Below are 26587 nucleotides of genomic sequence, written 5' to 3'. Positions count from 1 at the left end.
TCTAATATCCAACTAAACCAGTAAATCCAATCTAATGAGAAGGAAGTTGTACCTACTTACGGCGATTTTATCTTTTGTACAATTGTGCTTTGCACAAGAGAGAGATACTAAATTTTATTATCACGGTAACCGTACCGCAGATGCCAACCTTGCCCCACACATTGATGTTTCTAATTCAACCGGCCAGAGCGGCACAGGTTCTAATATCGATGTTAAGTATCATAAAGTATGGTGGAGAATAAATCCTGATTCTATTGTTACCGTATCTGCAGTAAAAAGAGGCTACATCAAAGGATGGGTACAAACCAATTTTCTTACTACACAAAATAATGTCAGCAGCATCTCTTTCGATTTAAACTCTACGCTTACGGTAGATTCAGTTCGCTTCAGGGGCGCAAAGTTACCGGGAGCAAGTATTGTAAGTTCCGGAAATGTATTGACATTAACACTGGGTGTTACTTTAGCCAATAATGTACTCGATTCCATATGGATCTATTATAAAGGCATTACACCTGCGGTTAATGGTACTGCACAAGGGTATCAATATACCAGTGTAGCCGGTGCCGGTAACATTATTAATACTTTATCCGAATCTTATGAAGACAGAGACTGGTGGCCCTGCAAAGCAGATATGCAGGATAAGATCGATTCAATGGATATCAGTGTAAATGTTCCCTGGGCCACACCTACAGCGGCTGATACTTTTTGGGTGGCTTCAAATGGTGTATTGGTGGATTCTGCCATCAGCGGAACCAGCCGTACTTTTAAATACAAAACCCGTTACCCGATAGCCTCTTACCTGGTATGTGTTTCTGTAGCACATTACCAACGATATTATAAAGGCGTAAATATAAATGGTACTAATGTGCCGGTGGTGTATTATTTACTCAGCGGAAAAACAGCTGCAACTTATACGTCTATTGTTACCGCAATGGATAAGATCAACCTGGTACTGGCAGCTTTTAGTGCAAAATTTGGTGACTACCCTTTTAAGCTGGAAAAGCATGGTTTTTATGATGGCCTGGTTGGTGCAGGCGGTATGGAACATCAAACCTTTTCTGCCATTGACCCTACGGCACTAACGGATTTGCGTACACTGGCACATGAATTGATGCACCAGTGGTTTGGCGATAATGTAACTTTTGCCACATGGAATGATCTTTGGCTGGCAGAAGGCTTTGCCCGGTACAGCGAAGTATTATGTGGCGAACTGGTGCCTTCTCTTGGCCTTAACCCTTACACCATAAGAAATAGCTTTAAAACTTCGGCTTTAGGGTATACATCAAACAGTGCATGGATACCTAATGCCAATGCAAGTACCTCTAACCTCATCTGGAGTTCAACTTACGGATCTACTGTTTATCAAAGAGGCTGTATGGTGGTTTCTATGTTAAGGGCTTTATGCGGAGATGCTAAATTTTTCCAGGCATGTACCAATTACCAGACAGCACTGGCCGGTAAATCAGCAACAACCGATTCGCTTAAAAATTATTTTAATGCAGTTTTAGGCACCGATATCAGTGAGTTTTTTAATGATTATGCAGGAGGCTCCGGCAATGGTGCCATCAGGGGTGGTGTGGGTAACCCCATCAATACAGTTAACTGGTACAGCCCATCTGCAAAAAAGTTAGCTATACAAATTACCGGCCAATCAAAATCAGCTGGTAGTAATGTTACTTATTTTAATGGCCCTGTAGTGTTGCATGTAAAAGGCACTGTACCCGTAGCAATGGATACTACTATTGTGGTGTACGACTGGGGTGGTGGTAATCTTTCTTATGCAGGCAATGGCCTGAGCGCACCAATAGCCGGTAACCTGTTAACATATAATTTATCTGCTACACCAACATCGGTGCAATACGATGATAGTTCAAGAACATTGTCCACGGGTTCCATTACACATAACCTGATTGTACTGGCCACTACGGTAGTTGATTTTTCCGGCCGCAAAAAAGCCTCCGGAAATGAACTGTCACTTACTTTAAACAGTACAGACCCTATAACAAAAGTAGAATTACAAAAAAGCAGTAATGGTACAGATTTTATTGCCGCAGGTACTATGAATCTTTTAAACCCGGGCAGCCAGGCGATGAATTATAGTTTTACTGACGGTACACCTTACTCTACAGCAACTTTTTACCGGGCTAAAATTTACTACCTGGGTAAAGAAGAGCTGACCAATATTGTAAAAATTCAATCAGCACAGCTTAAGGAAATCACTGTTTCACCTAACCCTGCCAATAAAGAGCTGAGGGTGAACATAGATAATCCGGCCCGTGAGGAATTTAAAGTAAGAATTGTGAATGCAGAAGGGAAACAAATAAAAGAAACAACAACAAACAGTGATTTTATACATTTTGACACAAGTGATTTACCGGCGGGCATGTACATGGTACAGGTAGTACAGCAGGGGCAGGTAGCACAAACCAGTAAATTCCTGGTACGCCATTAATGTAAATAACTACTGCTAATATCCTTTTTAAAAATACCACTATGAAAAGAATTTTATTCTTTCTGATTTGCCTGGTGTGCTTAGCACAAACTGCGCTGGCCCAGCCGGCAACCTACGGTATACCGGTAGGGCTTGGACGAAATAATTGCGGCAGCGGGGGCGGCACAGACTCGATGTATTTCTTTAACTATGCTGCAGCTGGTTTAAGCAGGGCGTCGTACCCGAATGCTTACAGGCCAAGGCTTAAAGTTGGCCCAACATCCACTACAGACAGGTGGTCAATTTTCCAGGCAAGTATTTCGTTTAATCCGAAAGATCAGAAATTATATTACCTGTGGACTGATTATTCACATAACATCAGGCCAACCGGAACCTGGACCTATATCTGGCGCTTTAAACCTGATACTACTTTTGCTACGGCCTCATCACCGGGCACAGCAAACTTTTTAGACACATTACGTTCCTTTCCTTACGATATTGGAGGTGTAGCTTTTGATAATAATGGTATTGGATGGACTTTGGAATTTCCTTTAACTAATCCATGCGCAAGGGCTTTTTTCAGGCCGATTGATTTTGCTGCCAATATTTATAATGCTGCAGATACGCTTGACTTTACAAGTGGTCCCGGTGGTATCGGAGATACGCTGTGGAACCCGGGCAGCGGTGATATTACCATGCTACCCTCGGGCCAGATCTATTACAACTTTGATAATAAATTATACACCCCGGATTACGGTAGTTACGGCGGGCCTACACACCATATTAAATCCACTTATATTGATACCACCAAGCGGCCGGGAGGTACCAGTGCGCTGGTAGGATTGGCTTTTGCTGATGGTGACCTGATATCATCTTATGCAACGGGATGTATTTACAGGCGCCTGGATCCCGTAACCGGTGATACCAACTACGTTAATTATACTTATGGATCAAACAAAGGTGTATATTCTGTTGATATGACACAGATAAACTCCGGTATAGGATCATCCAAAAAACTGGTTTCTGTAACAGCTACAGGTACGGCTAATCAATATGACGTGGTATACGATGTGTATGTGCGAAACTATGGTACTGTACCGGTCACTAATGTGCAGGTATCGGATAACCTGGGATTGATTAATGGTGCTGGTAACGTATCTAATGTAACGGCAGCGTTTACCAGTAACCCGGCGGGGCTTTCTCTAAATCCTTTATACAATGGTACTGTAGTAACTAATCTTTTACTGGGCACGCAAACATTGCCCAATTATCCTACAGCCAATAATAATTTTACTATAAGAATTTCCTGCCGGTTATCAAATATACAGTCGGGTGTGGTATATAATAACCAGGCTGTAGCTACTGCAGGTGGTTTTAATAATACAGCGTTAAGAGACTCTTCTACCAACGGCAATAATCCTGATTTGAATCAGAACGATAAACCGGATGATGTAGGCGAAAGTCAGCCTACGCCTTTTGTTATTATACTTACCCCGGTAACGGCCCCTTGTACCGTTTTAGGTAATGTATTGTACACGCAGGATTTTGGCAGCGGTACAGGTTTAAAAGCTGCTATTCCATCATCTCCTAACACGGCAAGTACAACTTATATCGGATCAGTAACTGCGCCATTACCGGTAAACAGGTTTAGTATAACCAATAATGCTGTAAATGGCGATGGTTCCAACTGGATCAGTCTTACCGATCATACCGGCGGGGCAAATGGAAATATGATGGTGGTGAACGCAGATGCGTCGGCCAGTATTTTTTACAGGGATACATTACCGGTAGCTTGCCCGGGGCAACAATACTCGGTTAGCTTATGGGCAGCATTTATTGGTAACACTTCTTATCAAACAACCTGTAATGGGTTGGGCGGATTTAAATATCCTAAGTTTTTAATAAAAATAAGAGACTTAACTACCGGCCTTGTAATTACTCAAACTACTACTGCAGATATTACAAGTACCAGCTGGACACAGTACGGTATGAAGTTTGGTTTGCCGGCAGGTTACAGCAACCTTATACTTGAGATTGTGAATGCGGGCCCCGGTGGTTGTGGTAATGATGTGGCTATTGATGATATCCAGTTTGGTAGTTGCAGTGCTGCACCTACAGCAAATGTGAGTGGTGCAGGCGGTTGTTTAGGAACTTCCACTACATTCAATTCCACATTAAGCGACCCTACTGCAATTTCGGGTACCCCGGTTTACCAGTGGCAGGTGGCTACTGCACTGGCAGGTCCTTATACTGATATTGCGGGCGCTACTTCAGCAACTTATACCATACCTTCTTTAGCGGCAGCTGATACCGGTAAATACTATCGTGTAATAGTTGCTTCATCGGGCAATATCGGTATTGCAGGATGTCAGTATATATCTCCCGGGATCAAACTCAACGGTTTGGTACCTTCTACTGCACCATCAAGTGTAACAGCTACTGCAAGCACCATTTGTAATTCGGGTTCTACCACACTTACAGCTGTGGGAGCGATTCTGGGTACCGGTGCCAATTACCAATGGGGTACAGGCGCTGTGGTTGGTACCAATCCCATTGTTGGTGCCACCAGTTCAACACTAACAGTATCGCCTACCAGCACTACTACCTATTGGGTGCAGGTTCAAAATACAACATCCCCTTGTTCTGCCACTACCGGTGGTGTAACAAAAGTGGTTACTGTAAATCAACCATCCGTTGCTCCCGGCAGTATCAGCGGAGCCGATTTTTGTAACCCGGGTTCTACTACATTAACCGTTGCAGGAGGTGCTTTGGGTACGGGTGCTAACTATCAATGGGGTACAGGTTCTGTTGTGGGCACAAATCCTATAGTTGGTGCAACTGCTTCTACACTAACAGTGTCGCCTACAAGTAGTACTACTTATTGGGTACGTATAGAAAATGGCACGGCGCCTTGTGCATTAACAACCGGTGGTGTAACAAAACTGGTTACTGTAAATCAGCCATCTGCTGCACCGGCAAGTGTTTCGGCAACAGCAAGTACACTTTGCGGTTCAGGTTCTGTTACATTAACAGCTGTTGGCGCAACATTGGGTACCGGAGCTAACTACCAGTGGGGTACCGGCTCTGTGGTGGGTACCAATCCTATTGCGGGTGCCACCAGTGCAACGCTTACAGTATCTCCGTCCAGTACTACTACCTATTGGGTGCAGGTTCAAAATACAACATCTCCTTGTGCCGCCACTACGGGTGGGGTAACAAAAGTAATAACCGTTAACCAGGCGTCTGTGGCACCAACCAGTGTAACAGGCCTCGATTTTTGTAATCCTGGTTCTACCACATTAACAGTGGGTGGCGGTACATTGGGTACCGGTGCTAACTATCAATGGGGTACAGGTGCTGTTATTGGCACCAGCCCTATAGTGGGTGCAACAGGTTCTACACTTACAGTATCACCAACCAGTACCACTACTTATTGGGTTCGTATCGAAAACGGTACTGCACCTTGTGCAATTACCACCAGTGGTGTAACAAAACTGGTTACGGTAAGTCAGCCTTCAGTTGCAGCAGCAACGGCAACAAAAAATAAGAATAATATTTGCCCCGGTATTTCCGTTAACCTTGGTATTACAGGTGGAACCCTGGGTACCGGTGCCAGCTGGAAATGGTATACCGGAAGCCCTGGTGGCACATTGGTGGGTACGGGAAGTACCCTTAGTGTTACACCATTGGTTACCACTACCTATTATGTAAGGGCAGAAGGTAGCTGTAATACAACCACAGATCAATCCGTAACCGTATTTATCTCCTGCGATATTGATAAAGACAAAGATGGTATCACTGATTTTGTGGAAAGTGCTATGGCTGCGGCATTTGCCGATGCCAATAGTAATGGTGTTATCAATGCCTACGATCCTACTTATGCAGGATTTACAGATAATAATAATGATTTTATAAACGATAATTTTCAAGCCGATGGCGATTCTGATAACGACGGTATTCCTAATTACCTTGATACAACGTTCCCTGGCCGTGTGGATAGTAATGGCGATGGAGTTGATGACCGATTTGATGCGGACAAAGACGGTATCATAAATATGCTTGACCTGGATAGTGATAATGATGGTATACCCGATGTGGTGGAAGCTTACGGAGTGGATGCCAATGGTGATGGCAAGATTGATGGCTTTAGCGATACTGATGGCGATGGGTTATCACAAAATGTAGATGGTAATAATACGGGTGCTTACAATACCGGTTTAGGTTTAGGAAATATAGACCTGGATGGAGATGGCGTGCCTAACTTTATTGACCTGGATAGTGATAACGATGGTATTCCTGATGTAGTGGAATCAGCCGGTGCTGATACCAACAACGATGGAAAGATCGATGGCTTTGTGGATGTTAACGGCGATGGTTTGCATGATGGATATATTAATGCCAGCGGCTTGTTAAAAACCGGTGCCGATATCAACGGCGATGGTAAAGCAGATAGCTATCCTAATAAAAACCTGGACCAGGATTTACGCCCCAATGCCTATGATATAGATAGTGATGGTGATGGTATTGTGGATGTAATAGAAGCCGGTTTGCCGGATGCTAACCTGGATGGTAAAGCAGATGGTGTAATTGGTACTAATGGCTGGTCGGGTACGGTATCGGCAATGGCGGCGTTAAATTTAAGAAATACAGATGGCGTTGCTAACCCCGATTACCTGGATATTGATGCTGATGATGATGGTATTCCTGATAATATAGAAGGCCAGTCTACCGCAGGATATAAAATACCGGTTACCACAGATACTGATGGCGATGGCCTGGTAAATACTTACGATAATGTGGTGGGCTTTGGTGGCTCGGGTATATTTGTATGGGACCAGGATGGCGATGGTATTCCTGATTACAGGGATCTTGATACTGACGGTGACGGACAACCGGATATTGCAGAAGGTAACGACTTTAACCTGAATGGAAAAGCAGATGACCTGGTAACACTCACCGGTTTAGACACTGATGGCGATGGTTTGGATAACCGTTTTGACTCACTGAACTCTGTTACCAACTTAAAAGGTACATCTTACATGATGGGTAATAGTGGTAGTTTGGTGGGCGACCCGGCACCAGGCTCCAGAACTACAGTGCAAAAGAAAACTCCGGGACAAATAGACCGTGACTGGCGTTTTGTAGGTTCGGTATTGCCGGTTCAGTTCCTTGGCTTTACAGGATCAACGTTGAATACACAGGTATTATTAAGCTGGACGATACTGACAACTAAAGAAGTAGATCATTTTGAAATTGAACGAAGCCTGGATAATACTGCTTACATAAAAGTAGGTACGGTTTCAGATGCGGTGAAATTAAATGAGCCGCAAAGCTTTGGTTCAACAGATGATATTGCAGGTATAAACAGCGATATTATTTACTACAGGCTTAAAGTAGTAGGTAAAGCAGGCGAAATAAAATACAGTAACGTATTAGTAGTAAGAAAAAGCCTGGTTAAAACACCGGTAGCTATTATGCCTAACCCGGCCAATGATTATGTTTCGGTAAAATTCTTTGCAGAAAAAGAATCGGAAGTAACCATCAGGCTGGTAGATAACTTAGGTAAAACAGTATTGATACAAAAACAAAGAGCAGGCAAGGGAAACAATGTGCTGCAGCTGAATAACCTGGCCAAATACAGTGCAGGGGTGTACACACTGCAGGTATTTGTGAACAACGAAATGGTAACACATAAGCTGATACTGGAAAGATAATATCATTGCTGAAGTATAAATTTTACAGGCTGCCTTTAAAAAAGGCAGCCTTTTTTAATTCATCCTGCAAGCTGATATTATAATGCCTGCAATTGTTTTACTAATTTAGTAGTTCATATAACAGGTATGCCCGGAAAAATACTCATCACCAGTATAATTATTTTCTCCATTACGGCGGTTTCTTTTTTTTCAGGTAAAAAAGAAGTACTGCCGGAGCCGGTTAAATCATGGTATTTACAACAGGCTAAACAATTTGAGAATGAAATTGTGCAATTGCAACAGCTGGCAGCAACAGGAAACGAAAAACAACTGCAGCAACAATTTTTAAAAACCCGGTTGGCCTATAAAGAAATAGAGCCCATCGTTGCATATTATTTTAATTTTTTTGCAGTAAAACTCAATGGCCCCGGCGTTCCATTTTTTGAAGAAGACGAGCCGGATATGGGCCAGCAACAACCCAATGGCATGCAATTGATTGAGGCCATGCTTTTCCCGTCTTTTAATAAAACAAATACTGTAGCCTTAAATGAAGCCATTGCAAGGCTATTGCTTGACACCAGGACAATGCAGGAAACCAATGAATCGGATGCGTTTAGCGAAGCATTTGTTTTTGATGCCATTACCGAAGAATTATTTAGCATTACTGCTTTGGGTATTGCCGGCTTCGATTCGCAGGTGGCGGCCAATGGGTTACCCGAATGTGGTGCAGCTTTAAACGGCCTGCAAAAAATAACAGCCATTTTTAAAAATAATTTTGATACAAAAGAATATGCACAGCTTCAGGCTTTGTTTAATGATGCCCTCCATTATATACAGCAGCATAACAATTTTAATAGTTTTAACCGGATGGAGTTTATCCGGGTGTACCTAAATCCTGTTACAGCAATTATTGCCAGGTATAAAATGGCAAGGGGGCTGGGTGAAAACAAGTCGCCTATGTTTTACAGCAGTATCAAAAAAAGCAATACACTTTTTGATGTGGGCATATTTGATGTAAATAAGTACTTGGATGACAATACCATATCGCCGGAAAAAATAGCATTGGGAAAAAGACTGTTTTTTGATACGCAACTATCGGTAGATAATAAACGCAGTTGTGCTACCTGTCATAACCCTGCAAAAGCCTTTACCGACGGGCTTTCTACCAGTGTGGCCATGGATGGCCATACCGCTTTGCCACGTAATGCGCCTACCATCTGGAATGCTGCTTTGCAACGTAATTTATTCTTTGATAACCGCAGCCCTTCATTGGAAGACCAGGTGATGCAGGTGCTGAATAACGCAAAAGAAATGCATGGCTCTGCCCGGCAGGCCGCAGAAAAGATCATCACACAAAAAGAATATGTATTGGTTTACGCCAGGGCATTTCCTGGGGCAGAAAAAACAGATGCTGCTCAGAATATCTGTAATGCCATTGCCTGCTACGAACGTACGCTGGTGGCGCTTAACTCAAGGTTTGATAAACATATGCGTGGGCAACCAGCTTTAAACAAAAATGAAATTGACGGCTTTAATCTTTTTATGGGCAAAGCCAGATGTGGCACCTGTCACTTTATGCCCTTATTCAGCGGCGCAAAACCTCCCCGTTATTATTATACTGAAACGGAAGTTATTGGAGTGCCCGATAAAAATTTACCCGCAAAAAATAAACTGGATGAAGACATAGGCAGGTACGCCATAACCAACCTGCCTTTGCATCGATATGCATTTAAAACGAGCACCTTACGCAACATTGCGCTTACTGCACCTTACATGCATAATGGGGTGTTTAAAACATTGGAGCAGGTACTGGATTTTTATAATAACGGCGGTGGCAAAGGCTTAAAAATTGCACCATCCAATCAAACATTACCCTTCGAAAAACTACAGCTTTCCGGCAGCGAAAAAGCCAATATTATCCTCTTTTTAAAAACACTTACCGATACCACAGGGATTTCTGAAAGCCCCGCCGGGAGTAGTTTTTAGCAATTTTTACGGTGTTTTGTCTTAGTAATTTTACTCATTTACAGCAGATATTTTATAGCTACACGTTTTTTAGAAAAAAAACTACAGACCGAGGCTATGAGATGAAAACAAACTGTTCTAATTTTAAAAATGTTTCTTAGGCCAATTTTGTGCGCAAGCTTAAATTAACCTATAATCCAGATTTATGAAAACCAATTTTACCCAAAAGAAAACTGTAGTTTTTTTTATTACAGTATTATTAATTTCAGCTGGCTTTATACAAGCCCAAACCTTAACCCGTGGCCCGTACTTACAAACAGGCAAACAGGATTCCATTACTATCCGCTGGAGAACAAGCAGCGCTACCAACTCAAAAGTTACCTGGGGCACTTCGTTTGGTTCTTATCCCAATGCATTTACGCAGGATGTTGCAACACCCGTAACTGAGCATATTGTTAGAATCGGCGGATTAACTGCTGATACCAAATACTGGTATACCATCGGGTCTACCACCACTACGCTGCAACAAACCAGCACTAATTATTTTCTTACATTACCACCGGATAACACTACACGAAAACTTCGCTTTGTGGCTATTGGTGATTGTGGTAATGCTTCCACTAACCAGGTGGCGGTAAAAAATACATTTATTAATTATATCGGCAGCAATGATATTGATGCCATGATATTACTGGGCGATAATGCCTACACCACAGGACTGGATGCTGAATTTCAAACTAATTTTTTTGATATTTATAAGGATGACCTGTTAAAGTATAACAAGCTGTATCCTGCACCCGGTAACCACGATTATGGTAATAGTACCGCCAATAATACCAAAACTGGTTCTACACCTGCCAACAGTATGCCTTATCATTTAAATTTCACCACTCCCATGGGTGGCGAAATCGGCGGAGTGCCTTCTGGTGTAAAAAACTATTATTCCTTTAATGTAGGTGGCGTACATTTTATTTCGCTGGATTCATACGGCAAAGATGGTGGTAATTTATTGTACGATACCACAGGAGCCCAGGCAACCTGGTTAAAGGCCGACCTTGCAGCCAATACACAAAAATGGACGGTTGCTTATTTTCATCATCCACCCTACACCAAAACCAGTCATACTTCCGATAGCGAAACAGACCTGGTGGCAGTAAGAGAAAAATTTATCCGCATACTGGAACGTAATGGTGTGGACCTGGTTTTATGCGGCCATGCACATGGATACGAAAGGAGTTACTTATTAAAAGGGTTTTATAATACGTATGCATCGCCATTGCTGGATGCTAACTTTAATGCAGCAACGCATACCGCTACAGGAAATACACAAAATGGATTGTATGATGGGGCAACGGGTAATTATAAAGCGTTTACCTATAACTCAGGAAAGTATAATCACGGTACAGTATACACGGTTTCCGGATCAGCCGGGCAGATTGGAGGCACATCAACAGGATACCCGCAAGATTGTATGTATTATTCCAATGCCACCAATGGCGGTTGTTTTTATTTTGAAGTGGACAATAACCGTTTGGATGCCAAATTTATTTCTTACACAACAGCTCCAACACCAGTAATAAGAGACCAGTTTACCATTTTTAAAGACGTAAAGAAAAGAACGAATTATTCTATTACTATCGGGCAATCTTTAACATTTGATGCTTCCTGGCCGGGCAGCTATAACTGGACAGTGCCGCTTAATGGCGGATCGGCAGTAGCACAAACCACACGGTCAATCAGCGCAACACCAACAGCTACCGGCACATTTGATTATATAGTGGCCGATGATTACAGCGATCTGCAGGACACTTTCAGGGTAACGGTAAATGCAGTGGTGTTACCTATCCTGGTAAATTCTTTTACCGCTGCCTTAGATAATAATAAAGTATTGCTCGACTGGTCAACAGATGTGGAGCAGGATAATAAATATTTCACCATCGAGCACTCAACAGATGGTATGAACTTTCTGCCGCTGGGCAATGTAAATGCAGCCGGTAATTCCAATAGTTATAAAGCCTACCATATGGTAGACCTTGCTCCTGCAGAAGGTGTTAATTACTATCGATTATCGCAAACCAATTTCGATGGTAAAAGAACCTTCTTTGAAACAAAGAAAATAAATTATAAAAATAACAAACCCTTCAGTTGTATTGCCATCAATCAATCCAATGGAGCGGTTATGTTAATGATAAGCAGCATTAAAAATGATGCGCTGGCTTTAAGAGTAATTGATATGTCGGGCAAAGAAGTACTGGCAAAAGAATTTGGTGTGGCTGTGGGCAACAATACACAGGCGCTCCGGTTAAAGAACGGCGCTTATATTCTCACCCTTACCAATTCGGCAGGAGAAAGAATAAGCAACAAAATAATAGTGCAATAAAATTGATGAAGAAAAAAAAGATAGTCAGATAAAAATATTAAGTTTTAATACCTATGAAAATATTTAATCCCAATCCGTATGAAAAAAGTTTTACTAACGATCATTGCTGTCGTTGCCTTTCACCTTTTTGAAAGCAATGCACAGGTACTAAGGGCTTTTGCGCCCCGGTACTATAATGCTTCTTCAAGGGGCAGTATAGTATATGTATCCAATAGTATCGTTTCTACAAACGGTATAGGAAGTGGTTCGCCTGGCACCGGAGAAGTGCCTCCTGCCGGCTCTACTACAAATAATGGCAGCACTGCTATTAATATTGATATTGATAATCCTGCGCCTACCACAAAGCTGGCTTTTGGCAGTGTATGGAATTATTTTTCCGGTACTACTGCACCTGCCAATGATGGCTCAGGCAATACCTGGAAACAATCATCCTATACATTACCTGCAGGATGGAATACGGGAGCTTCTCCTGTAAACGGCGCCGGCAAATATGGATACAATGCTACACAAACCACCTGTATACCAAGTGGTATAACACCAGTATGTACACCAGGTGCAGGATCAAAACGTACGGCCTACTATTTTCGCAATACAGTAAACTTTACCGCAACAGAATTATCCACTACTTTTTATGCTATTCAAATGGACTTAAAAAGAGATGATGGTATTGTAGTGTATGTAAACGGAGTGGAACAGGTAAGAAATAATATGCCTACAGGTACGGTCACTTATGCCACACTGGCATCTACCAATATTGCAGTGGGTGCTACAGAAAATGTAACGGTTAATTTAAGCCCGTCGGTTTTTACAGCTGGTGTTAATACCATTGCTGTAGAAGTACATTTAAATGTGGCTACGGCTTCTGATATGTCTTTCGATATGGACATTATAGGATTGGATAACAATGGTACCTATAATTCTTCTTCTGCCAATCTTGGTTTACCCGGTTGTTCCAACGTACTTTTTGCCGGTTTATACTGGGGTGCAGGGCAGGGTAGTGGTGGCGCCAACACAGCATGGATGACAGGAGCAGAAACTACCTGTAAATTAAAAGTACCTGGTGCAGCTAATTATACAACTATTACCTCATCAAAAACCGATTACTGGAACAATACTTTAATTTCCGGTTATGCCCATACGGGATACCAATGCTTTTTTGATATCACTTCAATGCTCAACCTCACTAACCCCAATGGTACTTTTACCGTGGGTAATGTATTGCCGGCATTAGGTATTGGCGATGCCTATGGCGGCTGGACGATCGTTGTCGTGTATGCTAACCCGTCATTGCCGCCAAGAAACCTTACGGTATTTGATGGTTGTGCTATTGTAAAAAGCGGTAGTCCGCCGGCAGACGTTGCAATTTCTGGCTTTCTTACACCACCGGGAGGCCCGGTAAGTTGTGAATTAGGTGCCGTGGTATATGATGGTGACAGAACGTCCAAGGATTCTTTCTTATTCAAGCAATCGGGAGCGGCAGCATTTTATAATCTTACACCAAATACATTAGCCAACCTTAACGATATGTGGAATAGTGTGATATCGTATAAAGGCGCTGTGGTTACCACCCGCAATCCATCTTTTCAAAATACATTGGGGTACGATGCCACCATACTCGATCTGCCCAACACACTTAATGCGCAATTAGGCAATAGTAAAAGCGCAGCAACCGTTCGCTTTGCCTCACCCAGCGAAAACTATATTGTACAGGTGTTAACAACCGGTATCTCCCAATACAATCCAACTTTTGCGTTTGACAAAACGGCAACGGATGTAAATGGTGGGGCGCTTGTGCCCGGGGATGTACTGCGTTACCAGATCAACTACAGCAATGTAGGGAACGATTCCAGTACCAATACCATAATAACCGATAATATACCCGGCGGTACCACCTTTGTACCGGGAAGTATAAAAATAAACGGCGTTGCCAAAACGGATGCAGCCGCAGATGACCAGGCAGAATATAATTTTGCAGGCAATAAAATTCTTTTTCGTATAGGCGTTGGCGCTAATGCGGTAAACGGAGGTAATGTTGGCAGCGGCGTTAGTGGTACCGTACAGTTTGATGTTACCACGGCGTCATCCTGCGATGTATTATCGTGTGCAGGCCCTGTACAAAACAATGCCCGTATTGATTATAAAGGCAAAACATCTTTAGCCGTACTGTACGATTCAAGTGGGGTAAACACTTCAGGATGTATCGTTAAAGGACCGGTTACCAATACCGTTACAGGTACCTGCTTCTCACCAAAAGATACTGTGCTGGTAAACCAATGTAATACCTTTACGGTGGCATTACCTTATGCTAAATACGCAGGCTATACTTTCTATTCTGCACAACCATTTATTCCTGCCAATATTTATAATCAATTTACCCCGGTAAGTGTACCGGGAGTATACTGGGCTTATTTTTCCAATGGCGCAGGTTGTTCTGATACGGCAAGATTTACCGTTATCATTACCAGCTGCCCCGATATTGATGATGATAATGATGGTATACCGGATTATGTGGAATTTAATAACCCGGTTGCTTTGCAGGATGCCAATGGAAATGGTATCCCTAACTGGAACGACCCAACTTATCCCGGTTATGTAGATCATAATTTTGATAATGTAAATGATAATTTTGACTACGGTGCCGATTCTGATAACGATGGTATTCCTAATTTTTACGACAGCGATTTTCCCGGCTTTGTGGATACTAACGGTGATGGTGTAAACGATAATGCGGATAAGGATCTGGACGGTATTCCTAATCAATATGATTTAGACAGTGACAATGATGGCATACCCGATACCGTGGAATCTTATGGAGTAGATGCCAATGGCGATGGTATTATTGATAATTATGTTGATACAGACAATGACGGCTTCTCACAAAATGTGGATGCGAATAACACGGGTGTTAACGGATCAAATGTTGGCCTTGGTGCACAGGATTTTGACGGAGACGGCATTCCGAATTATTTAGATACCGACAGTGATAATGATGGTATACCCGACCTGGTGGAAGCCGGTGGTACAGATAGCAACAACAACGGCCTGATCGATGGCTTTGCCGATGCTAACAGTGATGGTATCAGTGATAGTTATATTAATGCAACGGCATTATTAAAAACAGGAGTTGATGTTTCTCCGGTAGATGGCCGTGCAGATAATTACCCTAATAAAAACCTCGACAGGGATTTCAGGCCCAATGCCTACGATATTGATAGTGATGGCGATGGTATTGTTGATGTAATTGAAGCCGGTTTACCGGACGCCAATTTTGATGGTAAAGCGGATGGCGTAATTGGCACCAACGGATGGTCAACTACTATTGCTGCAATGGGGGCATTAAATTTAAGAAACACAGATGGCGTGGGCAATCCCGATTACCTGGATATTGATTCAGATGATGATGGTATTCCGGATAATATAGAGGGTATGTCAACCGCAGGATATTTATTACCTGTAACAACAGATACGGATGGAGATGGATTAGTCAATACTTATGATAATGTGGCGGGCTTTGGCGGCTCCGGTATTTTTGTATACGATCATGATGGTGATGGTATACCGGATTACAGGGACCTGGATACGGATGGTGACGGACAGTTAGATATTGTGGAAGGTAATGACTTTAACCTGAACGGAGTTGCCGACGACCTGGTAACATTAACCGGCATGGATACTGATGGCGATGGATTAGACGATCGTTTTGATTCTTTAAACTCTGTTACCAATGTAAAGGGTACTTCTTACCGGATGGGCAACGGGGGAAGTCTTATTGGTGATGCTACACCGGGCAGCAGAACAACGGTGCAAAAGAAAACGGCCGGGCAAATAAACCGTGACTGGCGTTATGTGGGTGTGGTACTTCCTGTTCAGATCATCAGCTTTACCGGTACACATCAAAATACACAGGTGTTATTAAACTGGACGATCATCACACCAATTGATATCGATCATTTTGAAATAGAACGAAGTACTGATAACAGCATCTATGCCTTTGCAGGAATGGTAACAGACCCTGTAAAATTAAATGAGCAACAAAGCTTTGGTATGATCGATAATACCAGCAATATTACCGGCGATATTCTTTATTACAGGCTTAAAGTAGTGGGTAAAAACGGGGAGGTTAAATACAGTAACACATTAGTGGTACGAAGAGACAGGTCGGCATCGCCGGTTACTATTATGCCAAACCCTGCTAAAGACTATGTGGCGATAAGATTTTTTACAGACAAGGCATCAACGATAAGTCTGCGGTTGGTAAATGATATCGGTAAAGTCATCTTATTACAAAAAAGCAATGCTTCAAAAGGATTGAACACCATACTAATTAATGATCTTGCCACTTACGGCGCAGGAGTATATACACTGCAGGTATGGCTTAATGGCGAAGTGATCAGCCATAAATTAATATTGACTAAATAGGTGCTTCTGATAGTTTTGGCGAGCCTCCCGTAAAGGGGGGCTTTTTTATATTACTTTTGTTGCATGTACACACTCAAAAAATCGCTGGGGCAACATTTTTTAAAAGACGAGCAGGTTATTCAGAAAATTATTGATGTGGTTAAACAACAAACCTTTACCAATTTACTGGAAGTTGGTCCGGGTGCCGGTGCCTTAACCAGGTATTTGATAGAGCTGCCCGGTATTAATTTTAAGGCAGTGGAATTAGATGAGGAAAAAGTGAATTATCTTTTTCAAAAATATCCTGTTTTAAAAGATAAAATCATTCACGAAAGTTTTTTAGACATTGCCAGACCATTTGACGAACCCTTTACCGTAATTGGCAATTTTCCTTATAATATTTCAACACAAATTTTATTTAAGATACTGGAGTGGAAAGATGATGTGCCCTGTGTGATAGGGATGTTTCAGAAAGAAGTGGCAGAAAGAGCTGCATCAAAAGAAGGCAGTAAAGTATATGGAGTATTAAGTGCATTGGTGCAGGCCTATTACAATGTGGAATATTTATTTGATGTAGGTAACGAGTGTTTTAACCCGCCACCAAAAGTACAGAGCGGTGTAATAAGATTAATAAGAAGAACTGAACCATTGAACGTAAAAAGCGACAGGGCATATTGGGTATTGGTGAAAACAGCTTTTAACCAACGCCGTAAAACACTACGCAACGCCGTAAAAAGTTTATTTACTGCCGAAGCCCTGCAGGATGATATTTTTAATAAACGTGCCGAAGCATTAAGCATTGAGGATTTTGCAGCACTTACTTTTAAAATGAGTTGATTAAAAATATGAAAACTGCATATGCTTTATTGCTTATTGCTTTTTGCGTATTACTTTTTTCCTGCTATACGCCCCGTTATGTGTACAGCCCGGGGGCACATAATGTACCCGTGTTTGTAAAAAAAGGCGATAGTAAACTGGCCGCAAATTATTCTTTCAATCTTTCGGATAACACTATAAAAGATAGTGTACCTGTAAAAGCAAAAGCCCATGGCTACGATTTACAGGCGGCCTATGCAATCACCAATCATTGGGCAATGCTGGTAAATTACCTTCAGCGTACCGAAAGAAATACCGGCGATTTTGATACCGGCATAAGGGATAGTGTGGTCATCAATTATAAAAGAACCCTTACTGAAATTGGTGCAGGATATTTTCACCTGCTGAAAAATAAACAATCTGTCTTCCAGGTTTTTGCCGGGCTGGGTTTTGGAAGATCCGGTTTTACAGATGATGGTAAAGACCCCAACAGGGTATACCGCAACAGGTACCACCAAATGAATGTGACTAAAATTTTTATTCAGCCGGCTTTTACAGTAAGGGGCAAAAAGAATTTTGCGGCTACTTTTTCATCACGGCTAACTGCGGTTTATTTTAAAAACATCAGTACCAATTATACCGCTGCCGAATTGGATAATTACAAATTAGATAGCCTTAATTACAGTCCCCGTGTTTTTTGGGAACCAGCAGTTATAAATACCTTTGGGTTTAAAAAAATACCCGGCCTGCAAGTAGAATTTCAGCTCGGTTTTGCATTTTTAGTAAGCCGCCGCTTTGTAGATGCAAGGGCATTCAATCTTTCAGGCGGTTTGTTGTTTGATTTACCAAAACTTTTTGCTTTTACCCCTCATTCATCTAAAAACTAACAACTGTTATTTTTGTTAGGTGTTTTGCTGGTAAATTTGTAGATGAATCACTAAGGCAGAAGGGCACAAGGCAACAAGAAGGAAATGAAGATCTATTCGTGAATCGTATTCTTCTTAGCGCATTAGTGGTTTACTTACGTAATCGAAATCATTTTATGAGTCTTACATTAAAGAATAAAGTTCGTATTGTAACAGCCGCCAGTTTATTTGATGGCCATGATGCTGCTATTAATATCATGCGCCGTATTATGCAATCCAAAGGTGCCGAGATCATTCACCTGGGCCACAACCGCAGTGTGCATGAAATTGTGGAATGTGCAATTGAAGAAGATGTGCAGGGTATTGCCATTACCAGTTACCAGGGCGGGCATGTGGAGTTTTTTAAATACATGAAAGATTTACTGGAACAAAATGGTTGCGGCCACATTAAAATTTTTGGTGGTGGCGGTGGTACTATTCTTCCTTCAGAAATAGAAGAGTTACACAATTACGGCATCACAAAAATCTATAGTCCTGATGATGGCCGGAAGATGGGATTGGAAGGTATGATTGAAGATGTGATAATGAGTTGCGACTATTCGTTGAACGGCAGCGGCGATTATCCCATGGCAATGACATTGGGCGAAGTAAATGATGTAAGAAAAATTGCAAGGCAGATAACGAATGTAGAGAATGGTCTTAAGGGGTCAGACGGCTCCAAGCCGTCAGACCCCTTGAACAAAACGATACCTGCGTTAGGTATTACCGGAACCGGCGGTGCAGGGAAATCTTCTGTTACCGATGAAATTGTAAGAAGATTTCTTAACGGGTATACCGATAAAACCATTGCTGTAATATCTGTAGATCCGTCCAAGAAAAAAACCGGGGGCGCATTATTAGGTGACAGAATAAGAATGAATGCTATTTCTTCTCCCCGTGCCTACATGCGAAGCCTGGCTACAAGAGAAAGTGAAAAAGCATTGAGCAAATATGTGCAGGAAGCCATCGACATCTGCAAAGCAGCGGGTTATGATTTTATAATTTTAGAAAGTGCCGGCGTGGGGCAAAGTGATGCCAGCATTTTAGATTACTGCGATGTAAGCATGTATGTGATGACGCCGGAATATGGCGCCGCAAGCCAGCTGGAAAAAATAAATATGCTGGATTATGCCGATGTGGTTTGTGTAAATAAATTTGACAAAGCAGGCGCATTGGATGCCCTGCATGATGTGCGCAAGCAATATAAACGCAACCATAATTTATGGACGGCAAAAGACGAAGAGTTACCTATTGTTGGAACCATTGCTGCACAATTTAATGATACCGGTGTAAACGAATTGTTTGAAAGGCTGATGGAAAAAGTAGCAGAAAAGACCGGTGTAAAATTTCAAGGAGAGATAACCCATCATGCACATGTAAAAGACACGGTAAGCCAATCCACTATTATTCCGCCAAAGAGAGTGCGATACCTGGCCGAGATTGCTGAAACCATTGCGGCGTATGATACGTGGACAAACGAACAATGTGTAATTGCAACTAAATTATACCAGGTTCAAGGAACCCTGGCAGCGGTTTCAACCCTGCCGGCGGTGGTGAAGGAAGAGCTGAATAAAATAAAAAAATCTTTTGAAGAGCAACTACATCCCGAATGTAAAAAATTAATTGAGCACTGGCCTGCTGTATTGGAACGCTATGAAAAAGAATTTTACGAATTTAAGGTTCGGGATAAAGTTATTAAGCAACCGCTTACCTATAAAAGTTTATCAGGTACCGTAATACCCAAAGTTATTTTACCTAAATACAAAGATTGGGGCGATATTTTAAAATGGCAGTTGCAGGAAAATGTGCCTGGAGAATTTCCTTATACCGCAGGTGTATTTCCGTTAAAGAGAGAAGGTGAAGATCCTACAAGAATGTTTGCCGGAGAAGGCGGGCCGGAAAGAACCAACCGGCGTTTTCATTATGTAAGTATTGGCCAGCCGGCAAAGCGTTTATCTACAGCATTTGATTCGGTTACTTTATATGGAGAAGATCCGGGCCATCGTCCGGATATTTATGGTAAAGTGGGCAACAGTGGTGTAAGTATAGCAACGGTAGATGATGCTAAAAAACTGTACAGCGGTTTTGATCTTTGCGATCCTAAAACATCTGTAAGCATGACCATTAACGGGCCTGCACCTATACTGCTGGCATTTTTTATGAATGCCGCTATTGATCAGCAATGCGAAAAATACATTGTAGATAATAATTTAAGGGAAGCCGTTAATAAAGCCATAGAAGCAAAATACACTATTGAAAGCCTGCCCAAATATGTAGGTGTGGATGGAAAAGAAATTATTCCGGCAAAAGGAAATTTACAGGGCCTGCTGCCCGAAGGTAATGATGGGTTAGGTTTACGTTTACTGGGATTGAGTGGATCTGATGTGCTGCCTGAAGATGTATACGCCACTATAAAAGCCAGGGCATTGGCAACAGTACGTGGTACCGTGCAGGCAGATATTTTAAAAGAAGACCAGGCGCAAAATACCTGTATCTTTTCTACAGAATTTGCATTAAAATTAATGGGCGATGTGCAGGAATATTTTATCAGCCATAAAGTACAGAATTTTTACAGCGTAAGTATCAGCGGGTATCATATTGCCGAAGCAGGAGCCAATCCTATTACGCAACTGGCCTTTACTTTATCCAATGGTTTTACTTACGTGGAATATTACTTAAGCAGGGGCATGAATATTGATGATTTTGCGCCCAACTTATCTTTCTTCTTTAGTAATGGTATGGACCCTGAATATAGTGTGATAGGAAGAGTAGCCAGGAGAATTTGGGCCAAGGCAATGAAAAATAAATACAAAGCCAACGACCGTTCGCAAAAATTAAAATACCATATACAAACATCCGGCAGGTCTTTACATGCGCAGGAAATTGATTTTAATGATATCAGAACAACATTGCAGGCACTGTATGCTATCTACGATAACTGTAATAGTTTGCATACTAACGCTTACGATGAGGCGATAACTACGCCAACTGAAGAAAGCGTACGCCGTGCCATGGCCATACAATTGATTATTAACAGGGAATTAGGAACCGCCAAAAACGAAAACCCTAACCAGGGTGCTTTTTTAATAGAAGAATTAACCGACCTGGTGGAAGATGCAGTGATGACTGAATTCAACCGTATTACCGAACGTGGTGGTGTATTGGGCGCTATGGAAAGAATGTACCAGCGCAATAAGATACAGGAAGAAAGTTTGCATTACGAAACATTAAAACACACCGGTGAATACCCGATTGTAGGGGTAAATACCTTCTTAAATAAAAACGGTTCTCCAACAATTTTACCTACCGAAGTTATCCGTAGTACAACGGAGGAAAAAGAATTCCAGATAAAAACATTGGCAGCGTTTCATGCAAGGCATGCCCGGGAATCGGCCAGCCGGCTAAAAAAACTGCAGGCTGTTGCAGTAGCCAATGGCAATTTATTTGAAGAATTAATGGAAACCGTGAAGTACTGTTCTTTAGGCCAAATTACCAATGCATTGTATGCAGTAGGCGGGCAGTACAGGAGAAATATGTAAGCCATTTCATTTAAAATTATACTTTCTGCTTGCATTTTACAATGCAAGTGAGTATCTTTTACGCCATATTCACCAACTGCTTATTCTTCCCTCTGAAAGTCATCACTTCTTTGTACGTAATTCTTTAATCATTTATTTAAAACAAAAACTTTCACATGAAAAAAATTCTTTTTATCGCCTGCACGGCATTGTTTGTAGTTAGTTGTACCAACAATGAATCAAAAGATGCCAAACCGGGTGGCGACAGCACAAAAATGGCGGATGCAAAAATGATGGACAGTAAAGCCATTCCGGAAATGCCCTATAAACTGGAACAGCCCTATCAGAACTGGCAACCAGGCGATCCACAACATGCCCTCACTGTAATGAAAGGATTAAAAGCATTTGAAAATGGCGACATAAATACCTGCATGGATGCATTTGGCGACACTGTGAGGGTAGGGTTTGATAATTACCAGACAAGACTGAGTAAGGATAGCCTGAAAGCATCTTTTGCACAGCAAAGAGCAATGTACAGTGCTGTAACTATAAAAATGCAGGACTGGGAATCTGTAATATCTGCCGATAAAAAAGACGAATGGGTAACGCTGTGGTATAAAGAATACCATACCGATAAAAAAGGAAATGTGGATTCACTGGGCGTGGTGGATGATTGTAAAATAGTAAATGGAAAAGCGGTGGTACTGGATGAAAAGACCCAGAAGCTGGGGCCACCTAAAAAAATGTAACTAATGGTTTTTCTCATAAAGTCTCCTGTAATTTTGCAGGAGACTTTTTTTTATACATATTTTTATTTTAAGATGCTCCAACTTAATCACATTCATCATATCGCCATCATCTGTAAAGATTATGCTATATCCATGAAATTTTATACCGAAATACTAGGCTTTACCGTGGTGCAGGAAATTTATCGTAAAGAAAGAGATTCCTATAAAGCAGATCTTTCTTTAAACGGACAATATGTTATTGAATTATTCTCTTTTCCTGATCCGCCATCACGGCCAACCCGGCCGGAAGCAACGGGGCTTAGGCATATTGCTTTTGAAGTAAATGATATGGATGCCACTGTTGCTGAATTGAATAAACATCGGGTTGCAATTGAACCCGTACGCATTGATGAATTTACGGGCAAAAAATTTACCTTTATAGCAGACCCCGATGATTTACCAATAGAGTTTTACGAAAAATGATCCGCTGTTTTTAATCCGTGAAAATCCGTGTACTGAGCTTGCCGAAGTATCCGTGGCTTAAATTCTTTCTGCGCAATTGGCGGAATCACCGGGCAAAAAATTCACCTTCATTACTAAACCTGCTGATTTACCAATAGAGTTTACGAAAAATGATCCGCTGTTTTTAATCCGTGAAAATCCGTGTACTGCGCTTGCTGAAGTATCCGTGGCTTAAATTCTTTCTGCGCAATTGGCGGAATCAGCGGGCAAAAAAATTACCTTCATTGCAGGCCCCGATGATTTACCAATAGAGTTTTACGAAAAATGATCTGTAGTCTTCAATCCGTGAAAATCCGTGTACTGAGCTTGCCGAAGTATCCGTGGCTTAAATTCTTTCTGCGCAATTGGCGGAATCAGCGGGCAAAAAAATTACCTTCATTACTAACCCTGCTGATTTACCAATAGAGTTTTACGAAAAATGATCTGTAGTCTTCAATCCGTGAAAATCCGTGTACTGAGCTTGCCGAAGTATCCGTGGCTTAAATTCTTTCTGCGCAATTGGCGGAATCAGCGGGCAATAATTTATTTTGCAGCATGATAATTTTAGAAAACGAAATACTCCGTGCCGCCATTGCGCCTAAGGGTGCCGAACTGCAAAGCCTGGTGAATACCACCACCGGAATAGAACATATGTGGAGCGGTGATGCTGCTTATTGGGGAAAATTCAGTCCGGTACTATTTCCCATTGTGGGCGGCTTAAAAAATGATACCTATTATTTTAATGATACTGCTTACCAATTACCCAGGCATGGTTTTGCAAGAGATAAAACTTTTACAGCAGAAAAAATAAGTGCGACAGAAGCAGTATTTACGCTTACGCAAGATGAGCAAACACTTACGGTGTATCCTTTTCAATTCCTGCTTACATTGCGGTATCGTTTACATGGAGCAACACTTTCCTGCACTTACGAAGTATATAACCCTGCCAAAGACGAACTGTTGTTTTCCGTTGGTGCTCATCCTGCATTTGCAGTGCCCTTTGCAAAAGATACTGTGTACACCGATTACTATCTGCAATTTAATGCGGCAGAAAAATTACAACGCTGGAAATTAGAAAATGGATTAATTGCAGCACCTGAACCTTTGCCTTTAACTGGCAATACTTTGCCATTGCACGCTTCTTTATTTTATGAAGATGCGATAGTATTGAAACATATGCAAACAAACCAGCTCACATTGGGGTCAACCAAACATAATCATGGCATTCATTTTAAATTTGCCGATTTTTCTTTCTTTGGTATATGGGCGGCAAAAGATGCGCCCTTTGTGTGTTTAGAACCCTGGTGTGGTATTGCAGACAGCGTTACGCATGATCAGCAACTGAAAAATAAAGAAGGGATAAATGTATTAGCTGCAAATGCCCGCTGGCAAAGAAGCTGGAGTGTGGAGTGTTTTTAATAACGTGTAGCAATTACTGCAGCTCCTCGCAATAATACCCTGCGTTCAGCAACATATTTTCCACTTCCTGTGCGGCCATATTTCTGCTTACAATGCGCAACACATTATCGCAGTCATCCAGGTCTACATTCCATTGTACAATATGCGGATGAATATCCAATAGCGATTCTACATCGCTGATGCGTTTGGTATCGGTAAGATTGGTTTTAAAAACAAGGATCTCAACACCGTTTTTTACAGGCAAAGGAGCTGTTGCTGCTTCATGTATCAGAAATTGATTCATTGTTGTACAAGGTTTTGATTACTAAAATTAAAACCGGCATTTAATGCAGCGCTACAAAAAATACCGGCAATATGTAAGATATTACTGCAGTCACGTAATTTATTTTCTTTTTGAGTGAACTGCAGATTTTAAGGAGTGAACTGCAACCTGCAGTTCGTGCTGTTGTTAATCCGCCATCATGGTCTCTTCATCTTTTTTATCAAATCTTCCCCACCTGCCACCACAGCGGTTCTTCCATTCGGCTTTAAATTTTTCCCTTTCGTCGGGGGTCATTTTATCCCAGCGTTGTTTCATTTTTTCTTTCCAGGCCGGGCCACCTCTCCAGCCGCCCCTGCCATGAAAGCCACCAAACAATATTTTACTCAGCAATAAAATACCCAGGGCCTGCCAGAATGAAATCACTTTTACACTTAATACCTGAACCAGGATATTATTCCATAAGCCCATTACTATCAAGCCAAATACTGTTACAGCAATTGTGCCAAAAAACAGTATCATTATTCCTTTTTTAATCCAGAATTTTTTCATGTTATTTTTTTTATTTCCACAGAGATTCCCGGAGGATACACAGAGTAACACAAAGAGATTTTACTCTGTGCAGCCCTGTGAGAACTTAGTGTCTCTCTGTGCCATTTTTTTAATAATTTAATAATTCGTCTTTTAATACACTCAGCCTGCTTCTTAAATGCAATACTGCATACCTTTTGCGGCTGATGAGTGTGGCCACACTTTCTCCGCTTACTGCCGCCATATCTTTAAAAGCAATACCATCAATTTCGTTTTGAATAAATACGTCCCGTTGTTCGGCAGGTAATTCGTCTAAAGCCGCTTTCAGTTCTTCCCAAAAAAGATTACGCAGGTAGTCTGTTTCGGGCGTGCTGTCGTTGGTAAACATTACTTCCTTCCAGTCAAAGCTATCGTCTTCACTTTCCCCGCCCTGCAACACATCTTCTGCCAGTGGTAGTTTTTGTTTGCGATAGCTATCCGTGATCTTATTACGGGCTACTTTATACAGCCAGGCAGTGGTTTGTTCTATTGGCTCGGGATTACCTGCAAACTGGTAAAAAACATCCTGCAGAATGTCTTCCGCATCTTCGGTACTGGCCACCCGCTGTTTAATAAAACCAAAAAGCTTTTTACTCATCAGTTTGATGGTATTGGTAATATTTCTGTTGCGTTCAGCAGCCATTGGTATTGCTATGGTCATTGCATCTTCCATGTATAGGTATAAAGACGAATCACCTTTAAGAATGTTTTATAAAAAAGAAAATATTTTTTAAGGTACAATTTTTTTTAACGGGCAGCCCTATTTTACTGGTTATGTGGTGCTTAGCCCTGGTTGTAGTGCAGTTGTAATTAAAGTAGAGCTAGTACTACAGGGTTTTCAATCCAATGCTATAAAATATACTGCTGCACAGGAGTACATTTGAGTAATGTTTTAGTAAAGCGTCCGTTAATAATCCCATTATCCCTGAAAACTAACGAATCCTGTCTACCCTTTGAAAAGACTACCAGTATTTTTGAGAAACCCCTGACCCAGGGGTTTTTTC

At 41.7% G+C, this 26587-nt stretch carries 14 protein-coding genes; 11 read left to right on the top strand and 3 right to left on the bottom strand.

Translation table 11 applies throughout. The features are described from left to right. The first annotated feature begins 34 nt into the window (after window positions 1–34). The 11 genes from ACYVM0_RS16850 (at window position 35) to ACYVM0_RS16800 (ending at window position 24754) form a co-directional block, all read left to right on the top strand. Complete coding sequence (locus tag ACYVM0_RS16850) at window positions 35–2452, top strand: M1 family aminopeptidase (protein ID WP_460558802.1); 2418 nt, start codon at window positions 35–37, stop codon at window positions 2450–2452. A gap of 41 nt (window positions 2453–2493) precedes the next feature. Then, window positions 2494–8145 (top strand): T9SS type A sorting domain-containing protein, encoded by a 5652-nt coding sequence (locus tag ACYVM0_RS16845; RefSeq protein WP_460558800.1) that lies wholly within the window; start codon window positions 2494–2496, stop codon window positions 8143–8145. A 126-nt stretch (window positions 8146–8271) separates the two neighbouring features. Then, window positions 8272–10110: a cytochrome c peroxidase gene (locus ACYVM0_RS16840; protein ID WP_460558798.1), complete on the top strand. Its 1839-nt coding sequence runs from the start codon at window positions 8272–8274 to the stop codon at window positions 10108–10110. Between the two features lie 184 nt (window positions 10111–10294). Further along, on the top strand, window positions 10295–12469 hold the full coding sequence (locus ACYVM0_RS16835) for a metallophosphoesterase (RefSeq protein WP_460558796.1): 2175 nt from the start codon (window positions 10295–10297) through the stop codon (window positions 12467–12469). Between the two features lie 78 nt (window positions 12470–12547). Then, window positions 12548–16888 (top strand): T9SS type A sorting domain-containing protein, encoded by a 4341-nt coding sequence (locus ACYVM0_RS16830; RefSeq protein WP_460558794.1) that lies wholly within the window; start codon window positions 12548–12550, stop codon window positions 16886–16888. 63 nt (window positions 16889–16951) lie between these two features. Further along, complete coding sequence (gene rsmA, locus ACYVM0_RS16825; RefSeq protein ID WP_460558792.1) at window positions 16952–17704, top strand: ribosomal RNA small subunit methyltransferase A; 753 nt, start codon at window positions 16952–16954, stop codon at window positions 17702–17704. A gap of 8 nt (window positions 17705–17712) precedes the next feature. After that, complete coding sequence (locus ACYVM0_RS16820) at window positions 17713–18570, top strand: hypothetical protein (protein ID WP_460558790.1); 858 nt, start codon at window positions 17713–17715, stop codon at window positions 18568–18570. Window positions 18571–18725: 155 nt separating this feature from the next. Beyond that, window positions 18726–22127, top strand: coding sequence for a methylmalonyl-CoA mutase family protein (locus ACYVM0_RS16815; RefSeq protein WP_460558788.1), 3402 nt, complete (start codon window positions 18726–18728; stop codon window positions 22125–22127). Between the two features lie 155 nt (window positions 22128–22282). After that, on the top strand, window positions 22283–22855 hold the full coding sequence (locus ACYVM0_RS16810) for a hypothetical protein (RefSeq protein ID WP_460558786.1): 573 nt from the start codon (window positions 22283–22285) through the stop codon (window positions 22853–22855). Between the two features lie 72 nt (window positions 22856–22927). Further along, window positions 22928–23317, top strand: coding sequence for a VOC family protein (locus tag ACYVM0_RS16805; RefSeq protein WP_460558784.1), 390 nt, complete (start codon window positions 22928–22930; stop codon window positions 23315–23317). 573 nt (window positions 23318–23890) lie between these two features. Beyond that, window positions 23891–24754 (top strand): aldose 1-epimerase family protein, encoded by an 864-nt coding sequence (locus tag ACYVM0_RS16800; RefSeq protein ID WP_460558782.1) that lies wholly within the window; start codon window positions 23891–23893, stop codon window positions 24752–24754. A gap of 13 nt (window positions 24755–24767) precedes the next feature. Here ACYVM0_RS16800 and ACYVM0_RS16795 read toward each other — a convergent pair whose 3' ends face one another. From ACYVM0_RS16795 to ACYVM0_RS16785, 3 genes are all read right to left on the bottom strand, one after another. Then, complete coding sequence (locus ACYVM0_RS16795; RefSeq protein WP_460558780.1) at window positions 24768–25037, bottom strand: hypothetical protein; 270 nt, start codon at window positions 25035–25037, stop codon at window positions 24768–24770. Between the two features lie 165 nt (window positions 25038–25202). After that, entirely contained in the window at window positions 25203–25565 is a 363-nt protein-coding gene (locus ACYVM0_RS16790) for a hypothetical protein (protein ID WP_460558778.1), read from the bottom strand. A gap of 109 nt (window positions 25566–25674) precedes the next feature. Continuing rightward, window positions 25675–26256, bottom strand: a complete 582-nt coding sequence (locus ACYVM0_RS16785) for an RNA polymerase sigma factor (protein WP_460558776.1) — start codon at window positions 26254–26256, stop codon at window positions 25675–25677. Between the last annotated feature and the right edge of the window lie 331 nt (window positions 26257–26587).

Source organism: Ferruginibacter profundus, assembly GCF_054783275.1.
The sequence above is the reverse complement of the archived record's forward strand: the minus strand, read 5'-3'. Positions and strand labels throughout refer to the sequence as shown.

Bases quoted from the DNA above. Each gene is read 5' to 3' on its own strand.
- ACYVM0_RS16850 (WP_460558802.1), top strand. From the start codon at position 35: ATGAGAAGGAAGTTGTACCTACTTACGGCGATTTTATCTTTTGTACAA.
- ACYVM0_RS16845 (WP_460558800.1), top strand. From the start codon at position 2,494: ATGAAAAGAATTTTATTCTTTCTGATTTGCCTGGTGTGCTTAGCACAA.
- ACYVM0_RS16840 (WP_460558798.1), top strand. From the start codon at position 8,272: ATGCCCGGAAAAATACTCATCACCAGTATAATTATTTTCTCCATTACG.
- ACYVM0_RS16835 (WP_460558796.1), top strand. From the start codon at position 10,295: ATGAAAACCAATTTTACCCAAAAGAAAACTGTAGTTTTTTTTATTACA.
- ACYVM0_RS16830 (WP_460558794.1), top strand. From the start codon at position 12,548: ATGAAAAAAGTTTTACTAACGATCATTGCTGTCGTTGCCTTTCACCTT.
- rsmA (WP_460558792.1), top strand. From the start codon at position 16,952: ATGTACACACTCAAAAAATCGCTGGGGCAACATTTTTTAAAAGACGAG.
- ACYVM0_RS16820 (WP_460558790.1), top strand. From the start codon at position 17,713: ATGAAAACTGCATATGCTTTATTGCTTATTGCTTTTTGCGTATTACTT.
- ACYVM0_RS16815 (WP_460558788.1), top strand. From the start codon at position 18,726: ATGAGTCTTACATTAAAGAATAAAGTTCGTATTGTAACAGCCGCCAGT.
- ACYVM0_RS16810 (WP_460558786.1), top strand. From the start codon at position 22,283: ATGAAAAAAATTCTTTTTATCGCCTGCACGGCATTGTTTGTAGTTAGT.
- ACYVM0_RS16805 (WP_460558784.1), top strand. From the start codon at position 22,928: ATGCTCCAACTTAATCACATTCATCATATCGCCATCATCTGTAAAGAT.
- ACYVM0_RS16800 (WP_460558782.1), top strand. From the start codon at position 23,891: ATGATAATTTTAGAAAACGAAATACTCCGTGCCGCCATTGCGCCTAAG.
- ACYVM0_RS16795 (WP_460558780.1), bottom strand. From the start codon at position 25,037: ATGAATCAATTTCTGATACATGAAGCAGCAACAGCTCCTTTGCCTGTA.
- ACYVM0_RS16790 (WP_460558778.1), bottom strand. From the start codon at position 25,565: ATGAAAAAATTCTGGATTAAAAAAGGAATAATGATACTGTTTTTTGGC.
- ACYVM0_RS16785 (WP_460558776.1), bottom strand. From the start codon at position 26,256: ATGGAAGATGCAATGACCATAGCAATACCAATGGCTGCTGAACGCAAC.